This window comes from Apolloniradiicaulis salifontis (assembly GCF_053756655.1).
Window position 1 is genome coordinate 1,782,952 of record NZ_CM132387.1, and the last position, 17,824, is coordinate 1,800,775.

16 protein-coding genes are annotated in these 17,824 nt (G+C 67.6%); 6 read left to right on the plus strand and 10 right to left on the minus strand.

Annotated elements, in window-relative coordinates; translation table 11 throughout:
* Window positions 1–3: 3 nt before the first annotated feature.
* The 8 genes from pdhA to tpiA all read right to left on the minus strand — a co-directional run bounded on the left by pdhA (window position 4) and on the right by tpiA (window position 8,543).
* Window positions 4–948: a pyruvate dehydrogenase (acetyl-transferring) E1 component subunit alpha gene (gene pdhA / locus ACWCOP_RS08645; RefSeq protein WP_478247883.1), complete on the minus strand. Its 945-nt coding sequence runs from the start codon at window positions 946–948 to the stop codon at window positions 4–6.
* A 212-nt stretch (window positions 949–1,160) separates the two neighbouring features.
* Window positions 1,161–1,478 carry an FtsB family cell division protein gene (locus ACWCOP_RS08650; protein WP_478247884.1) on the minus strand — a complete coding sequence of 106 codons (318 nt, stop codon included), beginning with the start codon at window positions 1,476–1,478 and terminating at the stop codon, window positions 1,161–1,163.
* Window positions 1,479–1,965: 487 nt separating this feature from the next.
* Window positions 1,966–3,243 carry a phosphopyruvate hydratase gene (gene eno / locus ACWCOP_RS08655; protein WP_478247885.1) on the minus strand — a complete coding sequence of 426 codons (1,278 nt, stop codon included), beginning with the start codon at window positions 3,241–3,243 and terminating at the stop codon, window positions 1,966–1,968.
* A 973-nt stretch (window positions 3,244–4,216) separates the two neighbouring features.
* Window positions 4,217–4,399, minus strand: a complete 183-nt coding sequence (rpmF, locus tag ACWCOP_RS08660) for a 50S ribosomal protein L32 (RefSeq protein WP_478247886.1) — start codon at window positions 4,397–4,399, stop codon at window positions 4,217–4,219.
* A gap of 114 nt (window positions 4,400–4,513) precedes the next feature.
* Complete coding sequence (locus ACWCOP_RS08665) at window positions 4,514–6,142, minus strand: CTP synthase (protein ID WP_478247887.1); 1,629 nt, start codon at window positions 6,140–6,142, stop codon at window positions 4,514–4,516.
* A 123-nt stretch (window positions 6,143–6,265) separates the two neighbouring features.
* Entirely contained in the window at window positions 6,266–6,676 is a 411-nt protein-coding gene (secG, locus tag ACWCOP_RS08670; RefSeq protein ID WP_478247888.1) for a preprotein translocase subunit SecG, read from the minus strand.
* Between the two features lie 48 nt (window positions 6,677–6,724).
* Window positions 6,725–7,726 (minus strand): response regulator, encoded by a 1,002-nt coding sequence (locus ACWCOP_RS08675; protein ID WP_478247889.1) that lies wholly within the window; start codon window positions 7,724–7,726, stop codon window positions 6,725–6,727.
* 82 nt (window positions 7,727–7,808) lie between these two features.
* Window positions 7,809–8,543 carry a triose-phosphate isomerase gene (gene tpiA / locus ACWCOP_RS08680; RefSeq protein ID WP_478247890.1) on the minus strand — a complete coding sequence of 245 codons (735 nt, stop codon included), beginning with the start codon at window positions 8,541–8,543 and terminating at the stop codon, window positions 7,809–7,811.
* 195 nt (window positions 8,544–8,738) lie between these two features.
* Here tpiA and ACWCOP_RS08685 point away from each other — a divergent pair, with 195 nt between their 5' ends.
* The gene (locus tag ACWCOP_RS08685; RefSeq protein WP_478247891.1) at window positions 8,739–10,649 is read left to right on the plus strand and encodes a peptidylprolyl isomerase; all 1,911 of its coding nucleotides are present in this window, start codon (window positions 8,739–8,741) and stop codon (window positions 10,647–10,649) included.
* A gap of 4 nt (window positions 10,650–10,653) precedes the next feature.
* Window positions 10,654–12,156, plus strand: coding sequence for an anthranilate synthase component I (gene trpE, locus ACWCOP_RS08690; protein ID WP_478247892.1), 1,503 nt, complete (start codon window positions 10,654–10,656; stop codon window positions 12,154–12,156).
* 81 nt (window positions 12,157–12,237) lie between these two features.
* Here the strand turns inward: trpE and ACWCOP_RS08695 are convergent, their stop codons facing one another.
* Both ACWCOP_RS08695 and ACWCOP_RS08700 read right to left on the minus strand, forming a co-directional pair.
* Window positions 12,238–13,362: a hypothetical protein gene (locus ACWCOP_RS08695; protein WP_478247893.1), complete on the minus strand. Its 1,125-nt coding sequence runs from the start codon at window positions 13,360–13,362 to the stop codon at window positions 12,238–12,240.
* A gap of 142 nt (window positions 13,363–13,504) precedes the next feature.
* Window positions 13,505–14,470, minus strand: coding sequence for a divergent polysaccharide deacetylase family protein (locus ACWCOP_RS08700; RefSeq protein WP_478247894.1), 966 nt, complete (start codon window positions 14,468–14,470; stop codon window positions 13,505–13,507).
* 85 nt (window positions 14,471–14,555) lie between these two features.
* Between ACWCOP_RS08700 and ACWCOP_RS08705 the strand changes: the two genes are divergently transcribed.
* From ACWCOP_RS08705 to lexA, 4 genes are all read left to right on the plus strand, one after another.
* Entirely contained in the window at window positions 14,556–15,149 is a 594-nt protein-coding gene (locus ACWCOP_RS08705) for an anthranilate synthase component II (RefSeq protein ID WP_478247895.1), read from the plus strand.
* Window positions 15,150–15,181: 32 nt separating this feature from the next.
* On the plus strand, window positions 15,182–16,207 hold the full coding sequence (trpD, locus tag ACWCOP_RS08710; protein WP_478247896.1) for an anthranilate phosphoribosyltransferase: 1,026 nt from the start codon (window positions 15,182–15,184) through the stop codon (window positions 16,205–16,207).
* The gene (gene trpC, locus ACWCOP_RS08715) at window positions 16,207–16,998 is read left to right on the plus strand and encodes an indole-3-glycerol phosphate synthase TrpC (RefSeq protein ID WP_478247897.1); all 792 of its coding nucleotides are present in this window, start codon (window positions 16,207–16,209) and stop codon (window positions 16,996–16,998) included. Before trpD ends, trpC begins: the two co-directional genes overlap by 1 nt.
* Before the next feature lie 88 nt (window positions 16,999–17,086).
* Complete coding sequence (gene lexA, locus ACWCOP_RS08720) at window positions 17,087–17,770, plus strand: transcriptional repressor LexA (RefSeq protein WP_478247898.1); 684 nt, start codon at window positions 17,087–17,089, stop codon at window positions 17,768–17,770.
* Window positions 17,771–17,824: the final 54 nt, after the last annotated feature.

Here is a 17,824-nt window from a genome sequence, read left to right on the forward strand (position 1 = left end):
CACTTAACCCTCGATCAGAACATCGGTGTAGAGCTCGGACGGATCTGGCTCCGGGCTCTCCCTGGCGAAATCGGCGGACGTGTTGACCAGCGCCTTGACCTCCTTGTCGAGTTCTTTCAGCGCGTCCTCCTTCGCCCAGCCCTGATCCAGGATCATCTTGCGGGCCAGGTCGATCGGGTCCTTGGTGTCGCGGAACTCGTTGACCTCGTCGCGGGTGCGGTATTTGGCCGGGTCGGACATGGAATGGCCGCGATAGCGGTAGGTCTTCATCTCCAGGATGAACGGCCCCTTGCCGGTGCGCGCATGCTCGGCGGCTTCCTTCGCGGCGTCGTAGACGGCGGTCACGTCCATGCCGTCCACTTCCCGGCCGGGAATACCGAAGCTTGCGCCGCGCTTGTGCAGATGGGTCTCGGCGCTGGAGCGCTTCACGCTGGTGCCCATGGCGTACTGGTTGTTCTCGATGATGAACAGGACCGGCAGATCCCAGAGCTTGGCCATGTTGAAGGCTTCATAGACCTGGCCCTGATTGGCCGCGCCGTCGCCGAAATAGGTCGCGGAGATCTTGCCGTTCTCCTTGTACTTGTTGGCGAAGGCGAGCCCGGCGCCGATGGGGACCTGGGCGCCGACGATGCCGTGGCCGCCAAAGAACTGCTTCTCGCGCGAGAACATGTGCATGCTCCCGCCCTTGCCTCTGGAATACCCGCCTTCGCGGCCCGTCAGCTCGGCCATGACCCCGTTCGGATCCATGCCGGTGGCCAGCATATGGCCGTGGTCGCGGTAGCCGGTGACGACCTGATCGCCCTCTTCAAGCGCGCCCTGAACGCCCACCACCACGGCCTCTTGGCCGATATAGAGGTGGCAGAAGCCGGCGATGAGGCCCATGCCGTAGAGCTGGCCGGCCTTTTCCTCGAAGCGGCGGATCAGCAGCATGTCCTTGTACCAGGTCATGAGCTGGTCCTGGCTCACCTTGAGCTTGGCCTTCGAGCTGGAGCTCGAGGATGAAGGGTCGGAGGACGTGGAGGACTTGCGCGTCGCCATTTAGTTCATACGCGAACAAGTCATTGCCCGCGCTCCCTGTTTACGCTTTCATCAGCGTTTAACAGGGAGTTGGCTCACCCGGCAAGAGGCGTGGATTGCTGCGCGTGCGAAGTATCGCAGGATCAGCGCGACGGCGTACGGGCGATGTCCACAACGATTTCATGGGGATGGGCGAAGCGCAGCTCGTCGCGGACCCGCTCTTCCAGGTAATCCACATCAACACCAGCCTTCGACCCGCCCTCGGACAGGCGCGCCACCCGGTCCTCCAGGCCGACCCTGAGAGCGCGCGCTTCAGCAAGCTCGGTCTCGGCCTTTTCGATGCGGTCCAGCGTCACGATCTGGCTACGCACGCCCTGATCACCGGTCCAGGCGTGAAAGCCCAGATACGCGATCGCCCCCATGAGCGCCAATATGGGGATGAACCGCTTCAGCGCGTTCATGCCCGCCTCCATCCACCGTCCGCCTTTTGCGGATCATTCGAGCAGAGCCTAGATCGATCAACGTAAAAGAAGCGTTAGGCCGAATCGAGTCCGGAGGACTTTGTCTCCCTCCTCGCTGCGCGGGGACGAGCCCCGCTCGCTGCGGGCGCGCGGTCGCGCTTGCGGCGGGCTGCGCCGCCGGATGTTGTCTCCCTCCTCGCTGCGCGGGGACGAGCCCCGCTCGCTGCGGGCGCGCGGTCGCGCTTGCGGCGGGCTGCGCCGCCGGATGTTGTCTCCCTCCTCGCTGCGCGGGGACGAGCCCCGCTCGCTGCGGGCGCGCGGTCGCGCTTGCGGCGGGCTGCGCCGCCGGATGTTGTCTCCCTCCTCGCTGCGCGGGGACGAGCCCCGCTCGCTGCGGGCGCGCGGTCGCGCTTGCGGCGGSCTGCGCCGCCGGATGTTGTCTCCCTCCTCGCTGCGCGGGGACGAGCCCCGCTCGCTGCGGGGGCGCCTACCCCGCTGCGATGGAGCCGCCGCCGGCGTAGACGGCCGTGGAGCCCAGCTCGGCCTCGATGCGCAGGAGCTGGTTGTACTTCGCCGTGCGGTCAGAGCGCGCCAGCGAGCCGGTCTTGATCTGTCCGCAATTGGTGGCGACGGCGAGATCGGCGATGGTGGAATCCTCGGTCTCGCCGGACCGGTGGCTCATCACCGCGCCATAGCCGGAGCGCAGGGCCATCTCCACCGCGTCCAGGGTCTCCGACAACGTGCCGATCTGGTTGACCTTGACCAGCAGCGCATTGGCCGCGCCTTCGGCGATGCCGCGCGACAGGCGCTCCGGGTTGGTGACGAACAGATCATCGCCCACCAGCTGGCATTCGCCGTCCAGCATTTCAGTGAGCACGCGCCAGCCCTCCCAGTCGTCCTCGGCCATGCCGTCCTCGATGGAGATGATGGGATAGTCGCCCACCAGCCTGGCGAGATACGCGGCGAAGGCTTCGCTGTCCTCGGTGCGGCCCGCCCCGTCCATGACATACTTGCCGTCCTTGAAGAATTCGGTGGACGCCACGTCCAGGGCTAGCATGACGTTCTCGCCCGGCTTGTAGCCGGCGGCCTCCACCGCCTTCATGATGACGTCCAGGCAGTGCTCGGCGCTTTTCAGGTTCGGTGCGAAACCGCCCTCATCGCCCACATTGGTGTTGTGACCGTCGGCCTTGAGCTGCTTTTTCAGGGCGTGGAAGATTTCCGCCCCGCCGCGCAGCGCTTCTGAAAAGCTGTCAAAGCCGGTAGGCATGATCATGAATTCCTGAAAATCCACCGGATTGTCGGCATGGGCGCCGCCATTGATGATGTTCATCATGGGCGTGGGCAGGATGCGGGCGTTCGCGCCGCCCACATAGCGATAGAGCGGCAGGCCGGTGGCCAATGCGGCCGCCTTGGCGGTGGCAAGCGACACGCCCAGAATGGCGTTTGCGCCGAAATTGGACTTGTTCTGCGTCCCGTCCGCCTCGATCAGCGCTTCGTCGATGCGGCGCTGATCTTCAGCCTCCATGCCGGCGATCGCTTCAAAGATCTCGCTCTCGACGATGCGCACGGCCCCCTGCACGCCCTTGCCGCCATAGCGCGCCCCGCCATCGCGCTTCTCCACCGCTTCATGCTTGCCGGTGGAGGCGCCCGACGGCACCGCGGCGCGGCCCATGGAGCCGTCCTCCAGAGTGACGTCCACCTCCACGGTGGGATTGCCCCGGCTGTCGAGAATTTCACGAGCGACGATGTCGATGATGGCGGTCATGGCGGATCCCCAGCGCGGTGGTTCCGGAGGACGCTCCCCCGGACAAAACGTGTCGCGCGCGTGATAGCCGAGACCGCAAGAAACGCAAAGCGGCGCGGGCGCCGCGTCGCGCATTGCTGAGAAGCGCCGGCGCCCACACACGCCAAAGCCGCCCGCCGCACGAAGGTGCGCGAGGTGATGAGTGTGGCGAGGGCGGCGCGGGAGGATCCAGGCCGTTTCTCTTTTGTTTTTYGGAGGCCGGATACGACCCCCGCGCCGCTGAGGTGATTTTTCGGTCAGCGGGACTCAACGGAACCTCCCCGTCTACCCGTAACCCGCCGCTTTGCGGACCGGTGCGTTAGCCGGAACTCACTCGGGACACCCCGTCATTCCCGCCCGAACAGGACGCTCCGGAGCGGCCTCGCCTGCGAGATGACGGGGGTGATTATGGGGGAGGCGAGAGTNGGGGCGGATAAGTTCTACGCTGTCATCCCGGCCAAGCCCGCCCCGCGGGCGCAGAGCCGGGACCTCAAGCCGTTGAAACCCGGAAGCTTCATCTGCAATGTGTGAGGTCCCGGCTCTGCGCGCTGACGCGCTCCGGCCGGGATGACAGCGGCGGATAAAGCACCGGCGAGGCCGCACTGGGTCCCCGCTTTCGCGGGGATGACGAAANGGGGGGCGGTCTGAAAGAGCCGTTGAAGCTGGATGCAGCCCGAACCGACATCGCCGGTTCCCGGTTTCATCCCCGGCGCAAAGCCGGGGGGAAGACCGGGATCTGCGGCGGATGGACTAGAAACGCGAAGCCAGCCGGGCCGCCGGCACAGCGCCAGACCCTTAAAGCGCTGTAGATCCCGGTTCCGCCCCCGGCTTCAAGCCGGGGATCGGACCGGGAACCGGCTTGGGTCATGCGCTTGAAAGTCAGGTGAGCGCCCCAACAGGAAAAGCCCCGCGCTCTGAGCGCAGGGCTTTTCAAACCGTCCGGGACGCGAAGACGCTAGTCTTCTTCGACGGTGAGGATCTGCTTGCCGCGATACATGCCGGTCTTCAGATCGATATGGTGCGGACGGCGCAGCTCGCCGGTGTCCTTGTCCTCGACATAAGCCGTGGTGCGGATCGAATCGTGCGCCCGGCGCATATTGCGCTTGGACGGGGTGGTCTTGCGCTTGGGGACCGCCATGGGTCTCTCCTACAAAATGAGACGCGAATAACTGGCGCGGCCGGTGACCCGGCGCGGCTGAGCGGCGGGTGATACCTGTTTCGCGCCGCTAAAGCAATACGAAAGCCCGCTCTTCTACACCAACCGGCTTTGCGTCAGCGCCGCGGCCACGAAGCTGGCGAAGAGCGGGTGGGGGTCGAAGGGGCGCGATTTGTATTCTGGGTGGAACTGGACGCCGATGAACCAGGGGTGGTCGGCGTATTCCACGATCTCCGGCAGCACCCCGTCCGGCGACATGCCCGAGAAGGTGAGCCCCGCCTTTTCCAGCGTGTCGCGGAAGTCGATATTGACCTCGTAGCGGTGGCGGTGACGCTCCTCGATCTCGCCGGCGCCATAGACCTCGGCCACGCGCGATCCCGCTTTCAGGCGGGCGGTATAGGCGCCCAGGCGCATGGTGCCGCCCAGATTGCCGCCCTCATAGCGCTCGATCACCTCATTGTCCTTCACCCACTCGGTGAGCAGACCCACCAGGGGGACTTTCGCGGCGCCGAATTCGGTGGAATTGGCGCCCTCGATGCCGGCGAGATGGCGCGCCGCCTCGATGACGGCCATCTGCATGCCAAAGCAGATCCCGAAATAGGGAATCTTGCGCTCGCGCGCGAAGCGCGCCGCAGCGATCTTGCCTTCCGCGCCCCGCTCGCCGAAGCCGCCGGGCACCAGAATCGCATGCACGTCTTCAAGGGCGGAGAAATTGTCCGTCTTTTCAAACTGGCTCGCGTCCAGCCAGCGCACCTTCACCCTCACCCCGTTGGCGATGCCGCCATGGTTGAGGGCCTCCAGCAGCGATTTATAGGCGTCGGCCAGCACGGTGTACTTGCCCACGATCGCCACGGTCACCTCGCCGTCGGGATTGTGCACGCAGTGCGAGATGCCCTGCCAGACCGAAAGGTCGGGCATGGGCGCGTCGTCCAGGCCGAAGCGCTCCAGCACAACCGTGTCGAAGCCCTGGGCGTGATATTCCAGCGGCACGTCATAGAGCGAGCTGGCGTCGCGGCCTTCGATGACGGCGCGCTCGGGCACGTTGCAGAACAGCGCGATCTTGCGCTTGTCGCCCGCATCAATGGGAATCTCGGCGCGGCACAGCAAGATGTCCGGCTGGATGCCGATGGAGCGCAGCTCCTTGACCGAGTGCTGGGTCGGCTTGGTCTTCATCTCGCCGGCCGCCTTGATGAAGGGCAAAAGCGTGACGTGGATGAAGACGGCGCGCTCGCGGCCCAGCTCCTGGCCCAGCTGGCGGATCGCTTCGAAGAAGGGCAGGCCCTCGATATCGCCCACCGTGCCGCCGATTTCGCACAGCACGAAATCCACATCGCCGGCGTCGGACAGGACGAAGGCCTTGATGGCGTCGGTGACGTGGGGAATCACCTGCACCGTGGCGCCGAGATAATCGCCGCGGCGTTCGCGCTCGATGATCTCCGAATAGATGCGTCCGGTGGTGATGTTGTCGCTCTGGGCCGCGGAGACGCCGGTGAAGCGCTCATAATGGCCCAGATCCAGATCGGTCTCGGCGCCGTCGTCGGTGACGTAGACCTCACCGTGCTGATAGGGCGACATCGTGCCCGGATCCACGTTGAGATAGGGGTCCAGCTTTCGCAGACGCACCTTGTATCCGCGCGCTTGCAAAAGCGCGCCGAGGGCGGCGGAAGCGAGGCCTTTTCCAAGGGAGGAGACCACGCCGCCGGTGATGAAGATATATCGCGGCATGGGCGGACGGCTTAGCGTAGAATCGCCCCGGGCAAAAGCGCGCGGTGTCGCTTATCCCCGCCCTCTTTCAGCGTTGCGCAGCTGGAGACAGAAAAAAGCCCGGCGGAACCGGGCTTTTAACGCTTAGCGATTGGGAAGATCGGCGGGCGGTTCGCCCTCGCCCTGCGACGGATCAGCACCCTCTTGCGGCTCCGGCTGCGCACCCGGCGCGGCGGGTGAGTCGTCGGAGGGGATTTCGTCAAAATTGCCGAACGGCAGATCGCTCCGCTCGGTTTCGCCAGCCCGGTCGACCACCGACCGGTTGGTGGTGTCCACGCCCGACAGAACCGCCAGCAGGATCGAGTTGCCGATGAACACAGCGCCCAGAAGCATGGTGGTGCGCGTCAGGATGTTGGCTGCGCTGCGCCCGGTCATCATGCCGCCGGCGCCGCCCCCGCCCATCCCGAGCGCTCCGCCTTCGGAGCGCTGCATGAGGATGATGACCGTCAGGGCGACGGCGACGAGAAACTGGATGATCAAAAGGACGGCGGTCATGACGGGCGCTCTATCATGTATGGACAGGCGCCCCGAACGGCCGGAGCGCTAGCTGGCCGCGCGTTTTAGCCCACCAGCGCGCGAAGCGCCACCGTCAGGCTGCGTCTCGCCTACAGCCACCTGGGCCATGCGCTTTTGCAGGGCCGCGGCGGCCTTCTCGATTTCGGCGCCGGACCGCTCCAGCCCGTCATCGCCGGCGTAGGCGACATAGGCGGCCATGGCCAGTTCCTTGGCGAGAGAAAGATTGGACGCGGTGAATCCGCCCGGCTCGGTCAGCTCAGCGGCGACTTCACACAACGCCCGGGACACCCGCATGGCTTCCTTGGAGCGCGCGCGGGTCAGGCGCGCGCGGACTTCCGCGGCGCCGCGCACGAACTCGCCCAGGTCCATGGCGGGCATACGCCCGGCGTGAAGCTCGCGCAGGGCCGCCTCGGCGCCGATGATCACCCGCAGGCACAGCCGGCGCAGGCGCTCTGAATCCACCGTGCGCCGGGCCTCGTCGATCCAGGCGCGCGCCCGGGACAGCGCCTCCCCATCGTCCTCGACCACGGCCTTGAGCATGTTCGGCGCTTCGATGGGCGGCGCCCCGCCCCCGCGGGTCGGGTCCTTGCGCCGGTCCGGCCCGATATAGTCGCTGGTGGCGATGAAGGGTTTGCGCGCGCGCACCAGAACGCGGATGCGCTCCTCGGCGAAACTGGTGGAGAAGGGACGGATGATCACATCGTCCGCGCCGCACCCGATCGCCTGGCGCACCACGGCGGTGTCGCGCTTCCAGCTGGTGACGAGAATCGCGGCGAACGGGTTGTTGGAGAGCTCGCCGGCCCGGATCGCGCGCACCATGCGGAAAATCTCGGCTTCGGTGTCGCCGGTCTCCACCACCAGAAGATGGGGCGCGTCCTGCTGCACCCGCCGCATGAGTTCGCGCACGGTGGAAACGGATTCGATCTCGCGAAAGCCGATCTGCTGCAGCGCGTAGCGGGTGGTGCGCAGATTCACGTTCACCGGATCGTAAAGCACGACGTTGGCTCGCCGATATTCGGTCTCGCTCATCACCATCCCCGGGCCTGCTTATGTGCAGGTCACGCCGCGACTATTCAGCGTTGAAGGATGGCTGAGATTTCTGAAGATCGCCTTACCGTGCCGCGCGGACGACGGCCGCAAAGTCGGCCGCGTCAAGGCTCGCCCCGCCCACAAGGGCGCCGTCGATATCGCTCTGGGCCAGCAACTCGGCGGCGTTCTCCGGCTTCACGGAGCCGCCATAAAGAAGACGCAGCGCGTCGGCGCCCTCGCCCGGCCAGGCCTTGCGAATCCGGGCGTGCATGGCCTGGGCGTCGCCTGGCGTGGCGGTCTTTCCCGTCCCGATCGCCCAGACCGGCTCGTAGGCGACGACGATGTCGGCGCCGTTCACGCCATCGGGCAGGCTGGCGACGAGCTGGCCGATCACCACCTGCTCGGCCTGTCCGGTCTCGCGCTCGGCCAGCGTCTCGCCGACGCACAGGATCGGCGTCAGCCCGGCGTCCAGCGCGGCGCGCGCCTTGGCCCTGACCAGATCATCGCCCTCGCGGTGATCGGCCCGGCGCTCGCTGTGGCCGACAATGACATAGCGGCACCCCAGATCGCTCAGCATGGACGCCGCGATATCGCCGGTATGGGCGCCCGGCGCATGGGGCGAGCAATCCTGCGCGCCCAGCGCGATGTAATCGGGCAGACGCTCGGCCAGAGCCCCGATCAATGTCGCCGGCGGGCACACGGCCACGTCAAAGTCCGGCGCGCCGCCAAGCTCGTCGGTGAGGGCCTGCGCCCAGCCAAGGGAGTCCGTCAGACCGTTCATCTTCCAGTTTCCTGCTATCAGAACGGTGCGGGGCATGGCGGCGGTCCTCGTTACAGGCGTAAGGGGCGGTGATGGGCGCGGAAGCGATGACGGGCGAGAGATCGGCGCGAAGCGATATCAGGCGGGGGCAAAGGGGGCAACGCGCCGCGTCCCCAGCTTGCCGCCCCGCACGGGCGAGGCTAGGGTCCGCGCGACTTTTTTCAGCCCGAAGACAAGGGACGAGACCCTCGCATGCTGTCCGCAATCCGCTCCGCCGCCCGCTCGCCCTGGATCGGCGGTTTCATCATCGCCCTTCTGATCGCCGCATTCGCGCTGTTCGGCGTCACCGACATCTTCCGCACCGGCGGGACCGCCGCGGTCATCGTGGGCCCGGAACGCGTCGGCGTGCAGGAGGTGCGACGCGCCTATGAGCGCCAGCTTTTGCAGATCCAGCGGGAGAACAACCGCTTCACCCGCGAGCAGGCCGAAGAGCTGGGCCTGGGCGACCGGATCGTTGACGTGCTCACCGCCCAGGCGGCGCTGGACGCCAAGGCGGGCGAGCTGGGCCTGTCCTTGTCCGACGAGCAATTGCTCACCTCTCTGCGCTCGATCGGGGCGTTCCAGAACCCGTTCACCAACGCGTTTGACCGCGAGGCGTATCTGAGCGTGCTGAACCAGAACGGCTATCCCGGCCAGATGGGCGCGCGCATGTTCGAGGCACAGCTCGCCGAAGAGCTGGCCCGGGGTCAGCTGATCGACGCGGTTCTCGGCGGGGTTCGCGCGCCGGCGGTCATGGCCACCGCAAGGCGCGCCTATGAGCAGGAACGCCGCCGCGTGCGCGCTTTGCTTCTGCCGCCGAGCCTGGCCGGCGATGTGGCCGATCCCACCGATGAGATGCTTGCAGGCTTCATCGCCGAGAACGCGCAGGCCTTCACCCGGCCCGAAGCGCGCCGCTTCACCCTGGTGCGCGTCACGCCGGACATGTTCCAGGCGGACGTGGAGATTTCCGAGGACGACCTGCAGGCGCTCTATGATTTCCGCGTGGAGAGCGGGGAGCTCGCCCCGCCTGCAACGCGCAGCTTCACCCAGTGGCCGGCGCCCGATGAGGCGACTGCGCAAGCCGCCGCCACGCGCATCGCCGGCCAGGAGTCCGCCGGCGACGTCAGCGCGGATCTCGGGCTTGGCGAGCCTGTGGAATTCTCCGATGTGGAAGCCTTCCAGGTGCCAGACGCCGTTATCGCCAGCGCTGTTTTCGCTCAAAACGAAGGCGATGTGACGGCGGTGGAAAGCCGCGGTGGCTGGCAGGTCGTTCGCATCACGGCGGCCGATGATCCGGTCGTGCCGAGCCTTGAGGACATCCGCGCAGACCTTGAGCAATTCCTCGCCGGCGACCAGTCTGAGGCCGAGATGCTGGACGCGCTGGGCGCGTTTGAAGAAGCACGCGCCGGCGGCGCCACGCTGGAGGAAGCCGCCCGCGCGGCCTCGCTGCCCGCCGAGCGGTTCGACCTGATCACCCGGCGCGGCCAGAGCGTTGAAGGCCAGACCGCGGCGACGCTGTCCCAGGCGCCGGACATTCTCGAGAGCGTCTTCAGCCTGCCGGTGGGCTTTCCCAGCGATGTGACCGGCTATGGCGAGAACGGCTATTTCGTCGCCCGCGTCGACGCGATCGAGGAATCGCGCCTGCCCACGGTGGACGAGGTGCGCGAGCAGGCGAGCGCCTTCTGGCGCGCCCGCCAGGTGGATGACGCGCTCACCGCCATCGTTGAAGACGCCATGGCGCGCGCCGAGAGTGGTGAAAGCCTTGAAGCCATCGCCCAGTCGATCGGCGGCGGCGCCGAGGTGGAGATCGCCACGCTGGGGCGCGGCGAAACCGCGGGTCCGTTCAATCAGCAGCTTGTCTCCGCTGCGTTCAACGCCGCTGAAGGTCAACCCTTCCAGGCGCGCGCCGGCGATCAGCGCACGCGCGCCATCGCCGTCGTCAGCGATATTCTCTCCCCGTCCGGCGATCCGGTGGCGCCCGAACGCCGGGCCGCGCTCACCTCTGAGCTGAGCGACGATCTCGCCGCAGCCCTGGAGAGCGCCGTGCTGGCGAGCTATGACATCCGGCGCGATCAGCTGCTCATCGACCAGGCCCTGGGCCGGGCCGACCCCGTCCAGCGATAGGCCCATGCGCGATTTTGCTCCCGACCTGGACACCGCGCGCGCCGCTGCGGCGCGCGGTGAGCCCGTGCTGATCACCGCGCGCCGCGTGGATGATCTGGAGACGCCGGTTTCAGCCTATCTCAAGCTCGCCGCGGGCCAGTCCAACACCTTCCTTCTGGAGAGCGTGGAAGGCGGGGCCTATCGCGGGCGCTATTCGGCCATCGGGCTTGATCCGGATCTGATCTGGCGCAATCGCGGCGGTGTGGCGCAAGTGGCGCGCGCCAGCGCCCCGGGCATGGCGCCGGGCGCGTTCGAGACAGAGCAGACCCCGCCCCTCGCCTCGCTGCGCGCCCTGCTGGACGAAAGCGCGCTGGACATGCCCGCCGGGCTTGCGCCGCTGGCGGCGGGGCTGTTCGGGTATCTGGGCTATGACACGGTGCGTCTGAGCGAGCGCCTTCCGGAGAACGCCGGCCCCGATCCCCTGGGCACGCCGGAAGGTCTGCTGATCCGGCCGCGCGCCATGGTGATCTTCGACGCGCTACGCCAGGAGATCACGGTGGCCGCGCCGGTGCGCCCGACGCCGGGCATCGACCCTGAGCTTCTCATCGACGCGGCCCGGCGCAGCGTCGAGCAGGTCTTCGCCCGCCTGGACGCGGCCGGCCCGGCAAGGCGCGAAGGCGCGCCCTGGTCCGCGCCGGAACCGCAGGCCAATATGAGCGAGGCGCAGTACCGCGCGAATGTGGAGACGGCCAAGACCTATATTCGCGCCGGCGACGTGTTTCAGGTGGTGCCCAGCCAGCGCTTTTCGGCGCCGTTTTCGGCGGCGCCGTTCGCGCTTTATCGCTCGCTGCGGCGCTCCAACCCCTCGCCCTTCCTGTTCTTCTTCGATTTTCCGGGCTTTTCCATCTGCGGTTCCAGCCCGGAGATTCTGGTGCGCCTGCGCGGCGGCAAGGTCACGATCCGCCCCATCGCCGGCACCCGCCCGCGCGGCCAGACCCCGGAGGCCGACGCCGCGCTGGAAGCCGATCTCAAAGCCGATCCCAAGGAGCGTTCAGAGCACCTCATGCTGCTTGATCTGGGGCGCAATGATGTGGGCCGGGTGGCGAAAGCCGGCACGGTGAAAGTCACCGAGCGAGAGATCATCGAGCGCTACAGCCAGGTCATGCATCTGGTCTCCAACGTCGAAGGCGAGCTTGCCGACGGCGAGGATGCGGTGAGCGCCCTGCTCGCCGGCTTTCCCGCCGGCACGGTGTCCGGCGCGCCCAAGGTGCGCGCCATGGAGATCATCGATGAGCTGGAACCCCATCGCCGCGGCGTCTATGGCGGCGCGGTGGGATATTTCGGCGCCCAGGGCGACATGGATGTGTGCATCGCGCTGCGAACCGCCGTTATCAAGGACGGCCGCATGTATGTGCAGGCCGGTGGCGGCGTGGTGCTGGATTCCGATCCGGAAGCAGAACGCATGGAAAGCGTGAACAAGGCCCGCGCCCTGTTTCGCGCCGCCGCCGAGGCCTGGCGGTTTGTCTGAAACGCCCGCCCCGGCGAAACAGCCACGGGTGAAAGGCGGCGCGGGCCGGCTCGGCCTGAGCTGAACCGGCCCGGTCAGGCACTATCGTTCGTACTGGTATTCGGCGTAGCCCTCGTCGCGCAGCGCCTCGAGCAGAGAGACCGCCGTCTCCGCATCCGCGCACGGCACGTCGACACTGCGGACGCCGCCGGCGCTTTCACTGTGGGACCGCGAGCCATCCTCCCACACGGAGAAATAAACGCGTTCAATCGCCTCCCAGCGGAACACCACCGAGAGCCTGTCCCCGTCGGCCAGCAGGTCATGCCAGCTGAGCGGAGCGCGCAGCAGCTCGATCTGGGCGCCCCGTGCTTCGTCGTTCACCGTGGCGGTGGTGAGATAGACCATGGATTCGCTGGAGCCCGCGCGGCTTTCGCCGGACATCTCGTGGACCATCTCCTCGCCGAACCGGGCGTCTTCATCGTACGCGACGTCCAGCAGGAAGCGCTGGTCCGGGGCCATGTCGGCCAGCATGGCCTGGGGGGTGCAGGCGGCGACCACCTCGTCCAGTTTCGGATTGTTCCAGGAGTCCACCCCGTCGCCGATCTTGAACGCGCGCACGCCGGAGCGCACCGGATCAACCTGCGCGCCGGAGCGGGCGAATTCCGCATTCAGAAGGCTCGCCGCCGCCTGCGGATCGTCGCAGGACACATACATCCGGGCGCGCTCAAGCAGCGGTTCGCTGAACGTGGGATAGCCGGTCTCGTCGAGCACGAAGACCCGGCTGTTGAAGCCGTCAAGGTCGGTATGCGCGGTTTGCAACATCAGCCCGTCTTCCAGCGACGCGGCCGCGTGAACCGCGTCTGCTTGAGCCGAATACGAGCGCAGGGCCGGCTGCTCGCCGTGATCGGCCGTGTACAAAAGGAAAGCGCCGGGTTCGCCGTCCCCCAGCTGGAACTGCGTCCCGCCCGCTCCCAACGACTCGCTGAACCCGCAGGCGCGGTTCGCGGCGGCGGCGCGATTGACGGTTCCGTCTGCCCCAATGAAACGGTCAAACACCGTGAGCTCGGCGGGCGGCTCGGCGGGTGGCTGCGGCGCCGCTTCGCTTGACGCCGGGCCGGGCGCCGCGCCCGAGACCTCGCCAACCGCCCAGTCGGCCCCGAGGACCGCAGCGGTCGCCGCCACGGCCGAAAGGCCCGCCGCAAGCGCGGCGCGGATCAAAATGCTCATGTCTTCCCCTCAAAACCCCAAGAGCTCTAAACTTGGTCCACAGCGTCCTGCGGAGTCCAGCTTCACCGCCCCGAATTCTGAATAATCCTGTCTTTGGTGGCGCATGAGACAGGTTTCGCAGACCGACCGGGACGCACAGCCGCTAACTCGGCGCGTCGCCCCCGCCCGCCAGCCCGCTGACCGGAACCAGCGCCACACCCGCCGCCTCCGCTTTCGCCCTTAACTCCGCCAGCGCGGCCAGCGTGCCTGGATAGGGATGACCGATGGCGATGGCCTGACCGGTTTCGAGCGCGCGCGCGAGCGCCGCGTCGAGCTGGAGGGCCGGATCAGCGCCGGGGGCGTCCAGGAACACGTCCCGGTCAAAGGCGGTGAGGCCGGCGGCCCGCGCCGCCTCGGCGGCGACGGACCCGGGGTGAGTAAGGGAATCCACGAAGATCAGACCCCGCCCCTCCAGCGCGGCGAACACCGCCGCCATGGTCGGCGCATGGGCGCTCGCCCGGCTGCCCATGTGATTGTTGAGACCGGCGACGCCCGGCGTGCGGGCCAGAGCCGTCTCGACCCGGCGGGCGATCTCGGCGGGGCTCAAAGCCGTGGTGACGGCGCCGGGGCCGGGATCGTCGAGCCCCACCGGCTCCATGGGCAGATGCAGAAACACCTCCCGCCCCGCCCCTCGGGCCAGCGCGGTCGTCTGCGGCGCAAATTCGGCATAGGGCAGGACGGACAGCGTCACCGGCGCGTCCAGCGCCAGGAGCGCGCGCGCCGCCTCCATGTCATGGCCGATATCGTCGATGATGACGGCGAGCCGCTGACGCCCAAATGCCGGCGGCGCAGGAGCCGACGCCTCAAACGCATCGCGCGGGGCGGTGTCCGCCTGGCGTTGAACACGCGGTTCGTACAGGCGCCGTTCCTGCGGGCGCGGCGGAACGGCGCGAGACTCTGTAATGGCCTGAGGCGCAAAGGCGGGGGGCTCAAAGGCGGGGGGCTCGATTGACGGTGATGCGGGACCCGCCGCCGTCTCCTGCGCGCCGAGCCATTGGCCGGTCAGCACCATCGCCACGGCGCCAATCCCGGCTGCGAGCTGGACAAAGGGAAAGGAAAACCGCGCCATAAGGCACTTGTTACAGTGAGTCGCGGTTGGCGGCGCGGATCGGCTTATCTAAGGTCCGAGCGATCAAAAACGCGGCGGGCCCGTCATGCTTCTCATCGTCGACAATTACGACAGCTTCACCTTCAACCTGGTGCATTACTTCCAGGAGCTGGGCGCCAGGACCCATGTGGTGCGCAATGACGCCCTGTCAGCCCAGGAGGCGCTGGAGCTGAACCCCGCCGGCGTGGTGCTGAGCCCCGGCCCGTGCGATCCCGACCGCGCGGGCATCTGCCTGGAGCTGATCCGCACCGCGCCGTCCACCCTGCCGATCTTCGGCGTCTGCCTGGGGCATCAGGCCATCGGCCAGGTGTTCGGCGGCGAGGTGGTGCAGGCCAAACAGATCATGCACGGCAAGACCAGCCCGGTGACCCATGACGGAACAGGCGTGTTCGAAGGCCTTCCCTCGCCCTTCACCGCCACGCGGTATCACTCGCTGGCGGTGGATCTGCCCGGCGGGACCGAGCTTGACGTGACGGCCCGGACCGCCGACGGCGAGATCATGGGGCTGGCGCACAAGACCCGGCCGATCCACGGCGTGCAGTTTCACCCCGAGAGCATCGCCTCGCACCATGGCCACGCTCTGCTGGCCAATTTCATGACGCTCGCCGGTCTGAAACCCGCCCGCGCGGAGCCGGCCTGATGGCAGGCATGACGGGGGGCATGACGGGGGGCATGACGGGAGCGATCGCCGCGCTCGGATCCGGGCGCGAGCCCGACGAGGCGGCCCTGCGCGACGCCTTCGACGCGCTCATGGAGGGTGAAGCCGACCCGGTGGAGATCGGCGGCTTCCTGCTGGCCCTGTCGGCGCTGGGTGAGAGTCCGCAAGCGCTGCGCGTGGGCGCCCAGTCCATGCGCGCGCGCATGACGAAGATCACCGCCCCTGACGGCGCCATCGACACGTGCGGCACCGGCGGCGACGCGCGCGGCACCTGGAATATCTCCACCGCCGCGGCCCTGGTGGCCGCCGGCGCCGGCGCGGTGGTGGCCAAGCACGGCAACAAGGCGGCGAGTTCGAAATCAGGCTCGGCTGAAGTGCTGGAAAGCCTCGGCGTCAACCTGTTCGCCAGCCCCGCCCAGATCGAGCAGGCGCTGGCCGAGGCGCGCGTCGCCTTCCTGTTCGCCCAGGCCCATCACGGCGCGGTGCGCCATGTGGGCCCGGCGCGGCGGACACTGGGCGTGCGCACGATCTTCAATCTGCTGGGTCCGCTCTCCAATCCCGCCGGCGCCCGGCGTCAGCTTCTGGGCGTGTTCGACCGGCGCTGGCTGACGCCCATGGCCGAGGCGCTGCGTGAGCTGGGCGCGGAAGCCGCTATGATCGTGCACGGCTCTGACGGGCTTGATGAAATCACCACCACCGGCGCCACCCATGTGGCGGAGCTTAAACCCGACGGCTCCATCGAGACCTATGAGCTAAATCCTGGCGATGCGGGTCTGGAAACCGCCGCGCTGGAGGATCTTCAGGGCGGCGAGCCGGAGGAGAACGCGGCGGCGATTCGCGGCCTTCTGGCGGGCGTCACCGGGCCCTATCGCGACATCGTGCTGTTCAACGCCGGCGCGGCGCTGAAACTCGCCGGTCTTGCAGAAGACTTCACCGACGGCGCGCGCCGGGCCGCCACCGCCATTGATGACGGCCACGCCGCGGCCGCGCTTCACGCCCTGGTGGCCGCCAGCCACGCCGACAAATCCGGAGAGGCCTGATGGCCGACGTGCTCGCCAAGATCGAAGCCTATAAGCGCGCCGACATAGCGCAGCGCAAGGCGGCCCGCCCCTATGAGGCGGTGGCAGACGCCGCCGCCGCCGCGCCGGCGCCGCGCGGATTTCTGGACGCTCTGAAAGCCCATTCGGCTTCAGACGGCCTCGCCCTCATCGCCGAGGTCAAGAAGGCAAGCCCGTCCAAGGGCCTGATTCGCGCAGACTTCGATCCGCCCGCGCTGGCGAAAGCCTATGAAGACGGCGGCGCGGCATGCCTTTCGGTGCTCACCGACACGCCGAGCTTTCAGGGCGCGGATGAATTTCTGGTGGCGGCGCGCGAAGCCGTCGCCCTTCCCGTCCTGCGCAAGGATTTCCTCTACGAGCCCTGGCAGGTCGCCGAATCGCGCGCGCTGGGCGCCGACTGCATTCTGGTGATTCTCGCCGCCGTGGATGACGCGGTCGCCGCCAGCCTCATCGAGGAGGCGTTCAAATGGGGCATGGACGCTCTGGTCGAGATCCATGACGCCGCCGAGATGACCCGCGCGCTCTCCCTGCCCTCGCCCCTGATCGGGGTGAACAACCGCAATCTGCGCACGTTCGAAACCTCGCTCTCAACCTTCGAATCGCTGCGTCCCATGGCCGGTCCTGACCGGTTTCTGGTCGCCGAGTCCGGCATTTTCCAGCGCGCCGACGCCACGCGGCTGCAGGCCGCCGGCGCACGCGCGCTTCTGGTGGGCGAAAGCCTTATGAGGCAGGACGATGTGACGGCGGCGACACGGGGGCTCATGGGGTTTTGACGCCGCAGCGCGGGCCTTTACTTGACCTTAACCTGGAACAGGCATAGAACATCGGCAACGTTTTCCGGTTTTGTTCCTGAGGGTCGTCATGCTGACCAAAAAACAGCACGAGCTTTTGCTCTTCATCCACAAGCGTCTGTCAGAGGACGGCGTTTCGCCCTCTTTCGACGAGATGAAGGACGCGCTCCAGCTGGCGTCCAAGTCCGGCGTTCACCGTCTGGTGAGCGCGCTGGAGGAGCGCGGCTTCATCCGCCGCCTCGCCCACCGGGCGCGGGCGCTGGAAGTGCTCAAACTCCCCGAAAACTCTGCGCCGCGCTCCGGCGTCAGCGCGGACAACGTCATCGAGCCGGCCTTCGGGGAACGGCGCGGCTCCGCGTCGTCTGAAGCCGGTGTTGAAGTGCCGGTGCTGGGCCGCATCGCGGCGGGCGTGCCGATCTCTGCGATCCAGCATGAAACCGACCGCCTCATGGTGCCCCACGCCATGATCTCCGGCGGCGAGCACTTCGCCCTGGAAGTCCACGGCGACTCCATGATCGACGCCGGGATTCTTGACGGCGACGTGGTGGTGATCAAACGCACCGACACGGCTGATAACGGCCAGATCGTCGTCGCCCTGGTGCGCGACGAGGAAGCCACGTTGAAGACCCTTCGCAAAAAGGGCGGGTCCATCGCGCTCGAGGCGGCCAACCCCGCCTATGAGACGCGCATTTTCGGCCCCGGCGAGGTGAAGGTTCAAGGCCGGCTCGTGGGTCTGATCCGTCAGTACCACTAGGCCGCTCCCGCAGCTCTATCGGCGCCGGCGACACCCTGCATCGGCCCCGCAGCA

What these genes read in the sequence shown, in the direction of transcription:
- trpD (WP_478247896.1), top strand. Translation starts at nt 15,182, where the DNA reads ATGACGGGAGCGATCGCCGCGCTCGGATCCGGGCGCGAGCCCGACGAG.
- eno (WP_478247885.1), bottom strand. Translation starts at nt 3,243, where the DNA reads ATGACCGCCATCATCGACATCGTCGCTCGTGAAATTCTCGACAGCCGG.
- ACWCOP_RS08705 (WP_478247895.1), top strand. Translation starts at nt 14,556, where the DNA reads ATGCTTCTCATCGTCGACAATTACGACAGCTTCACCTTCAACCTGGTG.
- pdhA (WP_478247883.1), bottom strand. Translation starts at nt 948, where the DNA reads ATGACCTGGTACAAGGACATGCTGCTGATCCGCCGCTTCGAGGAAAAG.
- ACWCOP_RS08675 (WP_478247889.1), bottom strand. Translation starts at nt 7,726, where the DNA reads ATGAGCGAGACCGAATATCGGCGAGCCAACGTCGTGCTTTACGATCCG.
- ACWCOP_RS08695 (WP_478247893.1), bottom strand. Translation starts at nt 13,362, where the DNA reads ATGAGCATTTTGATCCGCGCCGCGCTTGCGGCGGGCCTTTCGGCCGTG.
- lexA (WP_478247898.1), top strand. Translation starts at nt 17,087, where the DNA reads ATGCTGACCAAAAAACAGCACGAGCTTTTGCTCTTCATCCACAAGCGT.
- ACWCOP_RS08700 (WP_478247894.1), bottom strand. Translation starts at nt 14,470, where the DNA reads ATGGCGCGGTTTTCCTTTCCCTTTGTCCAGCTCGCAGCCGGGATTGGC.
- ACWCOP_RS08685 (WP_478247891.1), top strand. Translation starts at nt 8,739, where the DNA reads ATGCTGTCCGCAATCCGCTCCGCCGCCCGCTCGCCCTGGATCGGCGGT.
- trpE (WP_478247892.1), top strand. Translation starts at nt 10,654, where the DNA reads ATGCGCGATTTTGCTCCCGACCTGGACACCGCGCGCGCCGCTGCGGCG.
- ACWCOP_RS08665 (WP_478247887.1), bottom strand. Translation starts at nt 6,142, where the DNA reads ATGCCGCGATATATCTTCATCACCGGCGGCGTGGTCTCCTCCCTTGGA.
- trpC (WP_478247897.1), top strand. Translation starts at nt 16,207, where the DNA reads ATGGCCGACGTGCTCGCCAAGATCGAAGCCTATAAGCGCGCCGACATA.
- tpiA (WP_478247890.1), bottom strand. Translation starts at nt 8,543, where the DNA reads ATGCCCCGCACCGTTCTGATAGCAGGAAACTGGAAGATGAACGGTCTG.
- ACWCOP_RS08650 (WP_478247884.1), bottom strand. Translation starts at nt 1,478, where the DNA reads ATGAACGCGCTGAAGCGGTTCATCCCCATATTGGCGCTCATGGGGGCG.
- secG (WP_478247888.1), bottom strand. Translation starts at nt 6,676, where the DNA reads ATGACCGCCGTCCTTTTGATCATCCAGTTTCTCGTCGCCGTCGCCCTG.
- rpmF (WP_478247886.1), bottom strand. Translation starts at nt 4,399, where the DNA reads ATGGCGGTCCCCAAGCGCAAGACCACCCCGTCCAAGCGCAATATGCGC.